The following is a 14,751-nucleotide window of genomic DNA, read 5'->3' on the forward strand; positions in this document are numbered from 1 at the left end:
AATCAGTGGCAAGGCCGGTGCGGCAGCGCGTGGATGAATTCCGTCACCGCCCCGGCCAGCGCCGGGGCCAGCGGCAGCGCCGGGTTCGAATAGGAAGCCATCTGCCGGGCCGGGTCCGCAGGCACCTGCTTCAGCACATGGTTCATGCCGTCCACCATCAGCAGCCGCGCAGCCGGATTGGCTTTTGCCAGCATTGCGGCCTGCCGGGTATCGACCTGGATATCCGTCGTGCCTTGCGCCACCAGCAGCGGCATCTTCAGCCTGGCGAATTCCTGTGCCGGCACATACTTGAACCACGACGCCATGTAGGGCTGCACGCCGGGACGGTAGAAGGCCTGGAGCTGCGGCGGCAGTTTGCCGGGCCGCCGGCCCCGTTCGAGCGCCGTGAGTATCTTGTCGTTGGCCCGGGCCAGCTCGGGCGGCAGCTTGGGATCAAGCTGGCCGCGCAGCAGCGTGGATGCGCGTTCGGCAGGGCCGGATAGCGAGATGAAGCCATCGGCGCCTGCCTGGCGCGCCGCCAGCATGCCGATCAGCGAGCCTTCGCTGTGGCCTATCACGGTAACCGACGCATAGCGCCCCTCTTGCCTTAGCTGCCTCACCCAGGCGGCGGCGTCCTCCGTATAGGATTCAAAGCGCAACTGCGCCTCGTTCGCCCCTGCGCGCACGCTCGCGCCGATGCCGCGCTTGTCGTAGCGCACGCTGGCAATGCCGGCCTCGGCCAGCGCCTGCGCCAGCATCTTCAGGCTGTTGTTAGCGCCGGGCAGCAGCTTGCTGTTGCCGTCACGGTCCGTTGGCCCGGAACCGGCGATAATCAGCGCGGCCGGTACGCAGCCCAGCGGCAAAGGCACCATGAGCGTGCCCTGCACTTCGCCGGTCGGCGTGGACAGCGTGGCCGCGCGCGGCAATGCGGTGTGCGGGCTTGCGCCCGCTGCGCGCTCCGGCACCTGCCCGGCGCCGTTGGCGGAAGCGGCTGCCAGCGCCAGGCACAGCGCCAGGCCTGGCACGCCATCCAGCTTCACCGGCCGGGAGGCGGCCCCCGCCAGCCGGTTTTCGCCGCCGCTCATGGCCGCGACAAATCAATGCCGTACAGCGCCAGCCCCTTGCCGGCGCCATCGTCGGCCTGCAACTGGGTGACATTGTCCAGCCCCGCCGCGCGCGCCAGATCGAACTTGCCGGGCGCCGAGTGGAACACCACCGGGCCTTGGGTCCTGACCGGCGCGAAACGCCAGCTGCGCGCCGCGCCGTGGCTCGCGCGCTTGAGCGACCTGGTGCGCTGGACGTAGGCGATCAGCACGTCGCGGTTGGCGTCGGGCGAGGCGAAGACGGTGCTGCTGCCGTCCACGCCGGGGAAACCGCCGCCGCCCGATGCGCGGTAGTTGTTGGTCGCCACCAGGAACTCCTGCGCGTCCCGCACCGGCTTGCCCCGGTAGCTCAAGTCGCGGATGCGGCGGCCCTGGGGCTGCGTCACGTCGATGCGGTAGCTCACGTCGGGGCTGGTCAGCATGTCGAAGTTGTAGCCGGCGAAACCGGAATTGACCAGCTCCTGCGGTGCAGTCTGCGACGGATCGATCGTGTTGAAACGGCTGGCAGCCTTCTCCAGCCAGGCTTTCAGCCCTGCGCCGTCCACCTTGACGCCCGATAGCGTATTCGGATACAGGTACAGGTCTGCCGCATTGTTCAGCGCGATGGCGCCTTGCTTCACGTCCGTATAGTCACCCGGGCCGGCGGCGCCGGACTTGAACGGCGCGGAAACCGACAGCACCGGCAGCTGCGCGTACTGCGGCAGGTTGGCGCGCACATAGTCGGCAAGATAGGCGGCCTGCGCCTCGTTGACGGCCTGCACCGCGCTCACGTCGCCCACGTCCGCGAAATAGGAAGTCATTGGGAAATCGGTGCTGCCGAGCGGGGTCTGCACATAGCGGATGGTGGCCGCATGCTCCGCCGCCACCAGTTCGGCGATGGCCGGATCGGCCGCTACGTAGCGCTTCGCCGCAGCGCCGCCAGCCATTTCGCCCGAGGCCGGCGCCGGCTGCGCCGGCAGCAGCGTGCTGCGCGCCTCTACCGTGGTCTGCGCCTTGTCCACCAGCCAGCGCTGGCCGTCGCGCTTCAGGCGCAGGCCGATCACGCCCAGGTGCTTGCCCCACAGGCTGGCCATCACGGTCGGCACGCCATGCACCGTCCCTTTCGCCTTGTCGACGCCGGGCAGGTTGAACGGCGCCGAACTGCTGGCCGGGTTCGGAAACGCCTCGTGCGCATGCCCGAGCAGCATGGCGTCGATCCCCGGCACCTGGGCCAGGTACAGGCCGGCGTTCTCCATCTGCGGCGTGTACGGCGCACCATCCAGCCCGCCGTGCAGGATCGCCACCACGATGTCGGCGCCTTGCGCCCGCATCTGCGGCACGTACTTCAGCGCCGACTCGCGCACGCCCTCGGCATACACGCGCCCCTCCAGCCAGCGCTTGTCCCAGCCCAGGATGCCCGGCGGCGTGAAGCCGATGATGCCGACTTTCACGCGCGCCTGCAGCGGCTTGCCGTCCGCACCGGTGGCCTCAATGCGCTTGTCCAGGATGGCGAATGGCTGGAACAGCGGCCGCTTCGTCTTGGCACTGTAGATATTGGCCAGCACCAGCGGAAACGAGGCGCCTGCGCAGCGCGGGGCGGCAGGATCCACGCCTTCCACGTCGAAGCGGGCGCCGGTCACCTGGCTCAGGTACGGCAGGCCATAATTGAAGTCGTGGTTGCCCAGCCCGCCGCCTTCCACACCCAGCCGGTTCAAGGCTTTGTAGACCGCCAGCGTTTCGCCGCAGCCCACCGGCGCCGCCAGCGCCTGGTAGTCGGCCAGCGCCGTGCCCTGGATCGTGTCGCCGTTGTCGAGCAGCAGCGTGTTCGGGAACTCCGCGCGCGCCTGCCGGATCAGCGTGGCCGTGCGCTCGACACCCAGCGACGCATCCGGCGCCAGTTTGTAATAGTCGTAGCTCAGCACGTTGGCATGCAGGTCCGACGTCTCCAGCAGTGCCAGCGTGGCCTGCGCGCCGTCCGGCGCGGCGGCCGGCAATCCGGCATGCGAACCGCCCGGCGGCGTGGCGCAAGCGGCCAGTTGAATGAACACAAATGAAGGCAGGAGTCGGCGCATGGCGGCTGGGCGGGCAAAGCAAGGGTTTCAGAAGCGACCGATGATACGCGCCGCCCAGTTCGCTCGCAATGGTTCCCGTGTTCTTCGCCCGATGCGGCATGAATCAAGGCGGCGCCATTCTCTTCCATGCCGTGCGTGCGGCCATCGTGCGCTCGAACCAGTTCCTGACAGTCTCCCAGGAGAAGTTGCACCACCTGCTGCGCGCTACGAAACAGCGTTTCGAGCAGCAACTGCAGGAAAACCTGCTTGCGGTGCTGTGCGAGCCGGGCGAAGAGCTTACCCGCCATCTGCGCGGCACCCTGCTCGAAATGATCTACATGCCGGCCCGGCATGGCGGACAACACGCGTAGCCACGACTAAGGGGAGATGCGACCAAGCTGCTGCTGTCCCGCCTGCTGCTGGGGCTGAGCATCAATGCCAGACCTGACGTGCTCCTTGTGCCGTGACAGGGGCATACACTCGTCATTATTGCCAATTTGCCAATGAGCTCATCATGCAAATGAGAACCGAAGAAACCATCTGAGGCAGCGCCCTGCGCGGCACGGCGGCCAAGCCCGTGCCGGCGGCGGCGCGCGCAGTGAAATGCGCTATAAGGGCTTGCGTCCTCTAGGGTATAATCCAAGGTTTGATTACACCACTAGAAGACCAAGATCATGGAAGCCGAACGCATCAACGCCCTCTCCGCCCTGCTCGCCGATCTGACGACCCGCGAAGCCGAACTTCGGAGGTATCTTTGACTTCACTGTCAAGTCGGAGAAACTCGAGCAAGTAAACGAAGAACTGGAAGACCCCAGCGTCTGGAATGACCCGAAACGCGCCCAGGACCTGGGCCGCGAAAAGAAGGCGCTGGAAGCCATCGTCCACACCCTGACCAAGGCTGACGCCGACCTGAAAGACATGGCCGACCTGTTCGCCATGGCCAAGGAAGAAGGCGACGACGACACGCTGGAAGCGGTCATCGCCGACACCGAAGAGATCAAGGCCGTCATCGAGGGCATGGAATTCCGCCGGATGTTCAACAATCCGATGGACCCGAACAACTGCTTCATCGACATCCAGGCCGGCGCCGGCGGCACCGAAGCCCAGGACTGGGCCTCCATGCTGCTGCGCCAGTACCTGCGCTATTGCGAGCGCAAGGGCTTCAAGGTCGAGGTGATGGAACAGTCCGACGGCGAGGTGGCCGGCATCAAGACCGCCACCCTGAAGGTCGAGGGCGACCACGCCTACGGCTATCTGCGCACGGAGACCGGCGTGCACCGCCTGGTGCGCAAGTCCCCGTTCGACTCGGCCAACGGCCGCCATACCTCGTTTACGTCGCTGTTCGTGTACCCGGAAGTGGATGATTCGATCGACATCGAGATCAACCCGGCCGACCTGCGCATCGATACCTACCGCGCGTCCGGCGCCGGCGGCCAGCACATCAACAAGACCGACTCCGCGGTACGCCTGACGCACGGCCCGTCCGGCATCGTGGTGCAGTGCCAGAACGACCGTTCGCAGCACCGCAACAAGGCCGAGGCGATGGACATGCTGAAAGCCAAGCTGTACGAACTGGAACTGCGCAAGCGCATGAGCGAGCAGCAGAAGCTGGAAGACTCCAAGACCGACGTCGGCTGGGGCCACCAGATCCGCTCCTACGTGCTGGACCAGTCGCGCATCAAGGACTTGCGCACCGGCTTCGAAACCGGCAACACCAAGGGCGTGCTGGACGGCGACCTGGACGAGTTCATCTCGGCATCCCTCAAGCAAGGCGTCTAATGGCTCAGGCATCCCGCGCGTTCATCTTCGACATGGACGGCACCATCGTCGATAACATGGCCTTCCACACCAAGTCGTGGCTGGCCTTCTTCGAGCGGCGCGGCCACGCGCTGGACGCGGACGAGTTCTTCCGCGCCACGGCGGGCCGCCAGGGCCATGAAATCATGCGCAGCTACCTCGGCGAGCACATCACCAAGGAAAGCAGCGCGGAGCTGGATGCAGAGAAAGAAGCGCTGTACCGCGAGCTGTACGGCCCGCACCTGGCAACCGTGCCCGGATTCGACCAGCTGATCGCAGGCGCCAAGGCCGGCGGCGTGGCGCTGGCCGTGGCCACCGCGGCCCCGAACGACAACATCGTCTTCACGCTGGACGGGCTGGATCTGCGCAAGCATTTCAACACTGTGGTCGGCGCAGCCGACGTGGCGCGCGGCAAGCCGAATCCGGACGTGTTCCTGCTGGCGGCCGAGCGCTGCGGCGTGCCGCCCGAGCATTGCATCGTGTTCGAGGACGCGCCGCTGGGCGTGGAAGCGGCACGCCGCGCCGGCATGCGCGCGGTGGTGCTGACCACCACCCTGCCGGCCGGGGCCTTTGCCGAATTCGACAACGTGATCTGCGTGGCGCGCGACTTCAGCGAGCTCAATATCGCTGAACTCTTTGCAGCTGAAATTAATTAATCTACTAAATACAATCATGACTACGGATAACCAAGAACAAGCAGCCGCCCCGCAGGACGAGAACAAGATCATCGCCGAGCGCCGCGCCAAGCTGGCCGCCATCCGCGAACAGGGCGTGGCCTTCCCGAACGACTTCAAGCCGCAGCACAAGGCTGCGGACCTGCACATCCAGTACGGCGAAAAGACCCGCGAAGAGCTGGAAGCCACTCCGGTGGAAGTGGTGCTGGCCGGCCGCATGATGCTCAAGCGCGAAGCCGGCAAGAAGGCTGCCTTCGCCACGCTGCAGGACTCCTCCGGCGCCAAGGCCGACGGCCGCATCCAGATCTACGCCACGCTGGACCTGACGGGCGAAGCGGCCATGGCTGCGCTGCACCACTACGACCTGGGCGACATCCTGGGCGTGACCGGCACCCTGTTCAAGACCAAGACCGACGAACTGACCATCAAGGTCAGCGAACTGCGCCTGATCACCAAGTCGCTGCGCCCGCTGCCGGACAAGTTCCACGGCCTGGCCGACCAGGAAACCAAGTACCGCCAGCGCTACGTGGACCTGATCATGAGCGAGGAAACCCGCCGCACCTTCAAGGCCCGCACCGCCGCCATGTCGTCGATCCGCCGCTTCATGGAAAAGAACGAGTTCATGGAAGTGGAAACGCCGATGCTGCACACCATTCCAGGTGGCGCCGCAGCCAAGCCTTTCATCACCCACCACAACGCGCTGGACATGCAGATGTACCTGCGCATCGCGCCCGAGCTGTACCTGAAGCGCCTGGTGGTGGGCGGCTTCGACCGCGTATTCGAGATCAACCGCAACTTCCGCAACGAAGGCGTGTCGATCCGTCACAACCCTGAATTCACCATGATGGAGTTCTACGCGGCCTACACCGACTACAAGTGGCTGATGGACTTCACCGAAGCCGTTATCCGCCAGGCCGCCGTCGACGCGCACGGCACCGCCACCCTGACCTACGGCGGCCGCGAGCTGGACCTGGCCAAGCCGTTCCACCGCCTGACCATCGTGGAAGCGATCAACAAGTACGCGCCGGGCTACACCGAGGCGCAGTTGAACGACGCGGAATTCATCAAGGCGGAACTGAAGAAGTTCGGCGTCAAGCCGCACGCGCACTCGGGCCTGGGCGCGCTGCAACTGGCGCTGTTCGAAGAGACCGCCGAGTCGCAGCTGTGGGAACCGACCTACATCATCGACTACCCGGTTGAAGTGTCGCCGCTGGCGCGCGCCTCGGACACCCGCGAAGGCATCACCGAGCGCTTCGAGCTGTTCATGGTGGGCCGCGAGATCGCCAACGGCTTCTCCGAGCTGAACGACGCGGAAGACCAGTCGGCGCGCTTCCTGGCGCAGGTTGCCGCCAAAGAAGCCGGCGACGACGAAGCCATGTTCTACGACGCGGACTACATCCGCGCGCTGGAATACGGCATGCCGCCGGCCGGCGGCTGCGGCATCGGCATCGACCGCCTGATGATGATCATCACCGATTCGCCGAACATCCGCGACGTGCTGCTGTTCCCGCACCTGCGCAAGGAAGACTGATCGGGGACCGATCTTCCGACGCACGCAAGAAGCCGCCCGGCCAGCAAGCCCGGCGGCTTTTTTTGCGTCCGTTTGCGCCGTCTCAGCAGGCAGCCGGGTTCGCTTGACGCACGACAGGGCGCGGCGCAGCATGGGGCAATGAACGGGCCGCCCACCAGGGAAGAGATCGACGCCAAGCTGGACAATGTTCGCATGTCCGCCGAGGTCTTCTTTGCCCGCATGGACGCACGCTGCACTCGCATGGAAACAGAGCTAAGCGCGTTCAAGGCGGAAATGGATGTGAGACTTGCGGCGTTCGAAGCAAGACTCGAGCCGAAACTCGACGCAAAGCTCGCCGCCCTGTACAAGGCCATGATCATCACGGCCATCACCTCTACGCTCACCATCATCCTCGGCGTGGGCGCCATCAACGCGACGGTGTTCACCGGCATGCTGGCCGGGCTCGACAAGGGCGAGGAACTGGGCGCCATGTACACCAAGCTCGGGCAACGCATGGTGGAGCAGGATGCGCAATTCAACCAGATGATACTGAAGCAGCGCGAGGACTTTGCGCGCCTGGAAGCCAGGCAGCGCGAGGAGTTTGCCCGCCTGGGCGTCAAGCAGCGCGAGGAATTCGCGCGCATCGACGCCAGCCTGGACGCGCGCTTCGCGGAAGAAAGGGCCGAGCGCGCGCGCCAGCGGAACCGGCGCGCGCCCGGGCCTTAGGCAGCTGTTACTGGACGATGCGGTAGCAAGGCGTGTATGCCTTGCCGGCCAGCTTCATCCGGCTTTGCGCCACGAAGGACGCCAGCAGCGAGTCCATCGGCCCCATGATGGACGGGTCACCGTGGATTTCGAAGTGGCCGTACTTCTCGATGGCGCGAATACCCTCGTCCTTCACATTGCCAGCCACCACGCCCGAAAACGCCCGGCGCAAGTTGGCCGCCAGCAGGTGCGTGGCCTGGTTTTTGTGCAGGCTCAGGTTGCGCATGTTCTCGTGCGTCGGCGCGAACGGCTTCTGGAATTCCTGGTCGATTTTCAGCGCCCAGTTGAAGTAATAAGCGTCGCTGCGCGCCTTGCGGAATTCGCGCACTTCCTTGATGCCGGCCTGCATTTCGCGCGCCACCAGTTCCGGGTCGTCCACGATGATCTTGTAGCGCTTCTGCGCCTCGGGGCCCAGTGTGTCGGCGATGAACTGGTTGATCTGCACGAAATACTCGCGCGAGGTTTCCGGACCGGTGAACACCAGCGGGAACGGAATATCCGCGTTCTCCGGGTGCAGCAGGATGCCGAGGATGTACAGGATCTCCTCCGCCGTACCGGCGCCGCCCGGGAACACCACGATGCCATGGCCGGCGCGCACGAACGCCTCCAGCCGCTTCTCGATGTCCGGCATGATGACCAGGTCGTTGACGATGGGGTTGGGCGACTCGGCCGCGATAATGCCCGGCTCAGAAATGCCCAGGTAGCGGCCCTGGTGCGTGCGCTGCTTGGCGTGGCCGATGGTGGCGCCTTTCATCGGCCCCTTCATCGCACCGGGACCGCAGCCGGTGCAGATGTCCAGGCCGCGCAAGCCCATCTGGTAGCCCACTTCTTTCGAATAATTGTATTCCGCACGGTTGATCGAGTGGCCGCCCCAGCACACCACCAGGTTCGGGTTCAGGTGTGGCTTCAGCACGTTGGCATTGCGCAGGATGTGGAATACCGCGTCGGTAATGCCGTCCGTGCGGCTCAGGTCGAACTTCGGATTGTCCGTCACTTCATTGCTGACAAAAACGATATCGCGCAGCACCGCAAACAAATGCTCGTGGATGCCTTTGATCATCTTGCCGTCGACGAAGGCGATGGCCGGCGCGCCCTTGATGTCGAGCTTGATACCGCGCTCGCGCTGCATGATGTTGATGTCGAACGACTTGTAACGCTCCAGCAATTCCTTTCCATCGTCGATAGTGCTACCGCAGTTCAGCACCGCCAGGGCGCAGTTGCGGAAGATGTTGTACAGCCCGCCCTTGCCGGAATCGAGCAACTTTATGACTTCCGCCTTGGAAAGCACTTCCAGCATGCCTTCAGGGGAAATGAGGGTATCGACAACGTCATGTTCCATGGTGCCATTCCTTTTCTAGATCCACACAACAAATCTACAACGCAACTCTTGAGCTTGCGACACCAATATACGACAACTCCAGCGCTTTGGGGCCGGAGTTTGATAGGGAACGCCTATCGCTTAGCCCGCGCTCGTTGCGAGTTTAGCCATATTGCTGCGGCGCAGCAAGCTAATTGCTGGACATAAGTGCGCGGTAGATTAAAATGGCGCCCTGTTGGGACTCGGACCACCGGCAACCACGCTACAAGCGCGCTTGCTTAGTCCGGTCCCATATTTTTTTATCTAATCAAAAAATTTTTCAGGAGAAGCCGCATGAGCGGTGCAACTACGCAGAGCCCGGAAGTCAACCTTCCCGAGTTCAAACAGATCCTGGGCCATCCGGCCCCGCTGTGGATGCTATTCATGACCGAGTTCTGGGAGCGCTTCGCGTTCTACGGCATCCGGTGGGCATTAGTGCTGTACATCGTGGCCCAGTTCTTCGGTGGCGACGCCGCCGGCCAGGCCAGCGCCAACCTCACTTACGGCTCCTACCTGGCCCTGGTGTACGCGGCGGCGCTGTTCGGCGGCTACGTGGCCGACCGCGTGCTCGGCTACCAGCGCTCGATCCTGGTAGGCGCCGTGTTCATGGCGGCCGGCCTGTTCGCCATCGCCATCCCGGACGACACCATCTTCAAGATCGGCCTGGCCACCATCATCGTCGGTAACGGCCTGTTCAAACCGAACATCTCGACCATGGTCGGCAAGCTGTACAGCGTAGCCGATCCGCGCCGCGATTCCGGCTTCACCATCTTCTACATGGGCATCAACACCGGCGCGCTGATCGCCCCGGTGCTGACCCAGGTGCTGGCCGAGCAAGTGTTCGGCGTCGACGGCATGCCTTCCTACAAGGTAGTCTTCATGGCCGCCGGCGTGGGCATGATCATCAGCCTGATCTGGTTCTTCATCGGCCGCGCACAGCTGAAAGGCATCGGTGCGCCCGATCCTGCCGCCATGGGCATGGGCCGCGTGCTGTACGTGGTGCTGGGCGCCCTGGCCGTGATCCCGGTGGTCTACCTGCTGCTGGCAGTGGGCGCCGCCAAGCTGCAAGTGGTGCTGACGGTGCTGTTCCTGATCCTGGCCGCCATGCTGATGATCGAAGGCTTCCGCAACGGCGCCGTGGCGCGCGACAAGGTCATCGCCATGATGGTGATCTTCACCTTCAACATCATGTTCTGGATGTTCTTCGAGCAGGCCGGCAGTTCCTTCACCTTCCTGGCCGATAACATCGTGCGCCGCGACTTCGGCGGCTGGACCTTCCCGACCGCCTGGTTCCAGACCGTGAACTCGATCGCCATCATCGCCTGTGCGCCGATTGTCGCCACCGCCTGGGTGATGCTGGCCAAAAAGAACGCCAATCCGTCCATCCCGCGTAAGTTCGGCCTGGGCATCCTGTTCAATGCAGCCGCCTTCGGCCTGCTGTGGTTCTCGCTGTCCTCGCTGGTTGGCGCCGACAGCAAGATCCCGTTCTGGACCCTGTTCATGGTGTACGTGATCCAGTCCGTGGGCGAGCTGTGCCTGTCGCCTATCGGCCTGTCCATGGTCACCAAGCTGGCCCCTACCCGCCTGGTAGGCCTGGGCATGGGCGGCTGGTTCCTGTCCACCGGCATCGGCAACAACCTGTCGGGCATCTTCGCTTCCCACGCCTCCGGCGAAAGCGGCATGTCGGTCACCACTGCACTGTCGGCCTATACCCAGGGCTTCTGGATCCTGATGGCTGGCGGCGTGCTGCTGTTCCTGATCGCACCGCTGATCCAGAAACTGATGCACGGCGTGAAGTAAGCGTGGTTTGAATTTCCACGCACCATGAGAAACGGCAGCCCAGGCTGCCGTTTTTTTATGCCTGCAAGGGATGCAAGGCCATCCATTCCGTCAGCCGCGCGCCCGCGCCGGGCGGCACGTGCAACCCGAGCTTGGAGCGCCGCCACAGGATGTCATCGGCCGTCGCGGCCCATTCGTAGCGGCGCAGGTAGTCCACTTCGGCCTGGTACAGCGCCGGCTCCAGTTCCGGCCCCATGTCCTCCAGCTTCACGCGCCCGGCCAGCAAGGTGTGGATGCGCGTGCCGTACGCGCGCGCGTAGCGCGCCACCAGGGTACGCGGCAGCCACTGGTACTGCTGCAGCAGCTTGTCGCGCCACTCGTCGTAGCGCAGCACGGCGCAATTTTGCGGCGTGTCGCCGTACAGGTCGCCGCCCGGCAGGCAGGCCTTGGCCGTCCATCCCGGCTTGCGGTTGTCCAGCGCCTTGCACAGCAGGTCCACCGCTTCCTCGGCCAGCTTGCGGTAGGTGGTGATCTTGCCGCCGAAGATGCTCAGCAGCGGGGCCTGCCCAGCGCCATCGCCACTGTCCATTTCCAGCCGGTAGTCGCGCGTGACCGCCTTGGCGTCCTGCGCCTCGTCCTCCACCAGCGGCCGCACGCCCGCGTAGCTCCACACCACGTGCTCCGGCCGCACCGGCGCCTTGAAATACTGGCTGACCAGCTCGCACAGATAGGACACCTCTTCGGCGTCGATCGCGACCCGGTTCGGGTCGCCCTTGTAATCCAGGTCGGTGGTGCCGATCAGCGTGTAGTCCTGCTCGTAGGGAATGGCGAACACGATGCGGCCGTCGCGGTTCTGGAAGATGTAGGCGTGGTCGTGCTCGAAAATGCGCTTGACCACGATATGGCTGCCCTTGATCAGCCGCAGGTGCTGGCTGCGCCGCTGCGGCAGCGCCTGGCCCAGCAGGCTGGCGGTCCAGGGACCGGCCGCGTTGACCACGCCGCGCGCGCGCACTTCGGTTTCCGCACCGTCCGGGCCGCGCAGGGTGGCGTACCAGCTGCCGCCGTCCTCGCTGCGCCGCAGCGCGGTGCAGGCGGTGCGGGTCTTGACGGCGGCGCCGTGCATGCAGGCGTCCATGGCGTTCAGCACCACCAGGCGGGCGTCGTCCACCCAGCCGTCCGAATACACAAAACCGCGTTTGAACTCGGGCTTGAGGGGCCGCCCCGCCACATGGCAGCCCAGGCGGATGCCGCTGGAGCCGGGCAGCAGCTCGCGCTTGGCCAGGAAGTCGTACAGGAACAGGCCGGCGCGTATCAGCAGCGCAGGCCGCTGGCCGGGCGCGTGCGGCATGACAAAACGCAGCGGGCGCATGATGTGCGGGGCGGCGCGCAGCAGCACTTCCCGCTCGATCAGCGCCTTGCGCACCAGCGAGAATTCATAATATTCGAGGTAGCGCAGGCCACCGTGTATCAGCTTGGTGGACGCGGAGGAGGTGTGCGACGCCAGGTCGTCCTTCTCGCACAGCACCACGCACAGGCCGCGCCCCGCAGCGTCGCGCGCTATCCCGGCGCCATTGATGCCGCCGCCTATCACCAGCAGATCGCACTCCATGTCGTACCGCACAGCCGTCATTGCCTAGTCATCCGATGTGTTGCGTAGGATAAAGATACGCCATTTATGAAGAATCTGGCAACCCCTGATATGCATATCCGCTCTACATGCTCCCGCCGGCGCCACACGAACAGGCTGTCAGCGCGCGCTGCATCTCTGCCATCTCGTCCACCAGCCAGGCGCGGAAACGCTCGATCTTGGGCAGGCGCTCCTTGTTGATGTTGACCAGGAAGCGGTAGCCGGAATGGTAGCTGATGGACCGGCCGGCGATCATGTGCAGGTCGCCCTTGCGCAAGTCCTCGTAGACGATGCTGAACGCGGCCAGCGCCACGCCCTGCCCGGCCACGGCCGCCTGCGCCAGCACGCCCCAGTGGCTATAGCCGCGCGAGACGCTGTAGCCGCCCCGGGGCAGTCCGTTGGCGGCCACATAGCGGTCCCAGTGCACATTGCTGCCCTCGTCCAGCAAAGGCAGGGTGCGCAAATCGGCCAGCGTAAACTCGCTGCGCCCGGGCGGCAGGATGTCCGGACTGTAGACCGCCACCAGCCGCTCATCGAACAGGATGGTGGGATCGCCCGGCTCGTAGGCGCCATAGCGGATGGCCACGTCCACGCTGTCGTCTTCCAGGCTCACGTTGCGGTCGTTGGCGTGCAGGCGGATGTCCAGGTCCGGGTGCAGCCGCGTGAAGTGGGTCAAGCGCGGCGCCAGCCATTTCAGCGCGAACGAATGGGTGCTGGAGATACGCAGCACGCATTCCTCCCCACTCTTCTGCAGCGCCGCCGCCTTGGTGCGCAGCTCGCCCAGCACGCGCGCCACGGTGGCCGAAAAATCGCGCCCTTTCTCGGTCAGGGCCACGTGGCGCGGGTGGCGCAGGAACAGCGCGAAGCCCAGTTCCTCCTCCAGGTTCTTGATCTGCTGGCTGACGGCGGCCGGGGTCTTGTGCAGCTCCTCCGCCGCCAGCTTGAAACTGCCCCAGCGGGCGGCGGACTCCAGGTCGATCAACCCCGACAGGCTGCGCAGCGGCTTGGCCATGCAAACTCCATGAATTAGTTTAACTTGTTCTCAGACTGGCAATTTTCTCGTTTGATCGCCCATCCGCCAGGCGCGACAATGATTCCACACTAACAGGAGATTATCATGCACAAGAATATCTTGGTGATCGGCGGCACGCGCTATTTCGGAAAATTGCTGGTCCAGAAGCTGCTGGCGGCCGGCCACCGTGTCACGCTGGCCACGCGCGGCCGCACTGCGGACAGCTTCGGCAGCCGCGTCCAGCGTATCCTGATAGACCGCCGCGACCATGCCGCCATGCGCGCCGCCTTTGCCGGCAGCCAAGGCTACGATATCGTGTATGACCAGCTGTGCTACACCCCGCTGGACGCCGCTATTGCCGTCGAAGTCTTTGCAGGCAAGGTGGAGCGCTACGTGATGGCGTCCACCATCGAGGTGTACCGGCGCTTGCTGGGCCGCCAGGAAGACCCGTTGACGGAGCTGGACCTGGACCTGCGCACCGTGCGCGTCGACCTGGACTGCCCGTGGAACGACCCGCTGGTGGCCGACGAGAACTACGCCGAGGGCAAACGCCAGGCCGAAGCGGTGCTGTACCGCAGCGGCAAGCTGCCGGTGGTGACGGTGCGCTTCGGCCACGTGCTGGGCGGCGACGACTTCACCGGCCGCCTGGCGTACTACGTGGCGCTGGCGCAATCGGGCCAGGCGCTGCTGTACGCCAACGCCAGCGCGGCCAGCTCCTTTATCAGCGCGGACGCGGCCGGCGACTTCCTGCTGTGGGCCGGCCTGCAGGACTTCCTCGGCCCGGTGAACGCGGCCGGCAACGGCGCCCTGTCGGCGCTGGACCTGCACCGCCGCGTGGGCGCGGTGCTGGGCGAAAAGGTGCGCGCGCTGCCGCTCACCACGCAGGCGGGCTTGAGTCCGTTCGACTATCCCTTCCCCTTCGTCATGGACACGGCGCGCGCCGCCAGCCTGGGCTACCGCTTCGGCGACACCGCCGGCTGGCTGGACCTGGCCATCCACCAGCTGCAGCCGGAGCTGGTGTGCGGCCTGCCGGCCGGCGCGGTCAACGTTCGGCTGGCGCCGTCCGCCCAGCCGCAGGATGCCTGCATGGCCTGACCCAGGACGGGGAGTTCAGCGCT

The 14,751-nt window shown here is 65.1% G+C and carries 12 protein-coding genes; 7 read left to right on the forward strand and 5 right to left on the reverse strand.

Annotated features, from left to right (window positions below; all coding sequences use genetic code 11):
* Nucleotides 1-2: 2 nt before the first annotated feature.
* Nucleotides 3-1,064 (reverse strand): alpha/beta hydrolase, encoded by a 1,062-nt coding sequence (locus AC6H42_RS11135; RefSeq protein ID WP_082551708.1) that lies wholly within the window; start codon nucleotides 1,062-1,064, stop codon nucleotides 3-5.
* On the reverse strand, nucleotides 1,061-3,133 hold the full coding sequence (locus AC6H42_RS11140) for a bifunctional 2',3'-cyclic-nucleotide 2'-phosphodiesterase/3'-nucleotidase (RefSeq protein WP_057154589.1): 2,073 nt from the start codon (nucleotides 3,131-3,133) through the stop codon (nucleotides 1,061-1,063). The genes AC6H42_RS11135 and AC6H42_RS11140 overlap by 4 nt, the downstream gene beginning before the upstream one ends.
* A gap of 98 nt (nucleotides 3,134-3,231) precedes the next feature.
* Here AC6H42_RS11140 and AC6H42_RS11145 point away from each other — a divergent pair, with 98 nt between their 5' ends.
* From AC6H42_RS11145 to AC6H42_RS11165, 5 genes are all read left to right on the forward strand, one after another.
* Nucleotides 3,232-3,483 carry a hypothetical protein gene (locus tag AC6H42_RS11145; RefSeq protein ID WP_497548050.1) on the forward strand — a complete coding sequence of 84 codons (252 nt, stop codon included), beginning with the start codon at nucleotides 3,232-3,234 and terminating at the stop codon, nucleotides 3,481-3,483.
* Between the two features lie 303 nt (nucleotides 3,484-3,786).
* A protein-coding gene (gene prfB / locus AC6H42_RS11150) for a peptide chain release factor 2 (protein ID WP_157200879.1) occupies nucleotides 3,787-4,891 on the forward strand; the annotation gives its coding sequence in 2 pieces (ribosomal slippage) (nucleotides 3,787-3,867 and nucleotides 3,869-4,891; 1,104 coding nt in all).
* The gene (locus AC6H42_RS11155; RefSeq protein ID WP_497548051.1) at nucleotides 4,891-5,565 is read left to right on the forward strand and encodes an HAD family hydrolase; all 675 of its coding nucleotides are present in this window, start codon (nucleotides 4,891-4,893) and stop codon (nucleotides 5,563-5,565) included. The genes prfB and AC6H42_RS11155 overlap by 1 nt, the downstream gene beginning before the upstream one ends.
* A gap of 16 nt (nucleotides 5,566-5,581) precedes the next feature.
* The gene (lysS, locus tag AC6H42_RS11160; protein WP_497548052.1) at nucleotides 5,582-7,114 is read left to right on the forward strand and encodes a lysine--tRNA ligase; all 1,533 of its coding nucleotides are present in this window, start codon (nucleotides 5,582-5,584) and stop codon (nucleotides 7,112-7,114) included.
* Nucleotides 7,115-7,252: 138 nt separating this feature from the next.
* Nucleotides 7,253-7,819, forward strand: a complete 567-nt coding sequence (locus AC6H42_RS11165) for a hypothetical protein (RefSeq protein WP_497548053.1) — start codon at nucleotides 7,253-7,255, stop codon at nucleotides 7,817-7,819.
* 7 nt (nucleotides 7,820-7,826) lie between these two features.
* On the opposite strand, the gene ppnN is transcribed toward AC6H42_RS11165, so the two are convergent.
* Nucleotides 7,827-9,197, reverse strand: a complete 1,371-nt coding sequence (gene ppnN / locus AC6H42_RS11170) for a nucleotide 5'-monophosphate nucleosidase PpnN (protein WP_057154594.1) — start codon at nucleotides 9,195-9,197, stop codon at nucleotides 7,827-7,829.
* Between the two features lie 312 nt (nucleotides 9,198-9,509).
* Between ppnN and AC6H42_RS11175 the strand changes: the two genes are divergently transcribed.
* Entirely contained in the window at nucleotides 9,510-11,015 is a 1,506-nt protein-coding gene (locus tag AC6H42_RS11175) for a peptide MFS transporter (RefSeq protein ID WP_057154595.1), read from the forward strand.
* Nucleotides 11,016-11,070: 55 nt separating this feature from the next.
* Here the strand turns inward: AC6H42_RS11175 and glpD are convergent, their stop codons facing one another.
* Together glpD and AC6H42_RS11185 are read right to left on the reverse strand one after the other, a co-directional pair.
* Nucleotides 11,071-12,624, reverse strand: coding sequence for a glycerol-3-phosphate dehydrogenase (gene glpD / locus AC6H42_RS11180; protein ID WP_497548054.1), 1,554 nt, complete (start codon nucleotides 12,622-12,624; stop codon nucleotides 11,071-11,073).
* Between the two features lie 82 nt (nucleotides 12,625-12,706).
* Nucleotides 12,707-13,633: a LysR substrate-binding domain-containing protein gene (locus AC6H42_RS11185; RefSeq protein WP_057154597.1), complete on the reverse strand. Its 927-nt coding sequence runs from the start codon at nucleotides 13,631-13,633 to the stop codon at nucleotides 12,707-12,709.
* A 105-nt stretch (nucleotides 13,634-13,738) separates the two neighbouring features.
* Here AC6H42_RS11185 and AC6H42_RS11190 point away from each other — a divergent pair, with 105 nt between their 5' ends.
* Complete coding sequence (locus tag AC6H42_RS11190; protein ID WP_082551710.1) at nucleotides 13,739-14,728, forward strand: NAD-dependent epimerase/dehydratase family protein; 990 nt, start codon at nucleotides 13,739-13,741, stop codon at nucleotides 14,726-14,728.
* Nucleotides 14,729-14,751 lie beyond the last annotated feature (23 nt).

Source organism: Massilia sp. NBRC 108631, assembly GCF_059704565.1.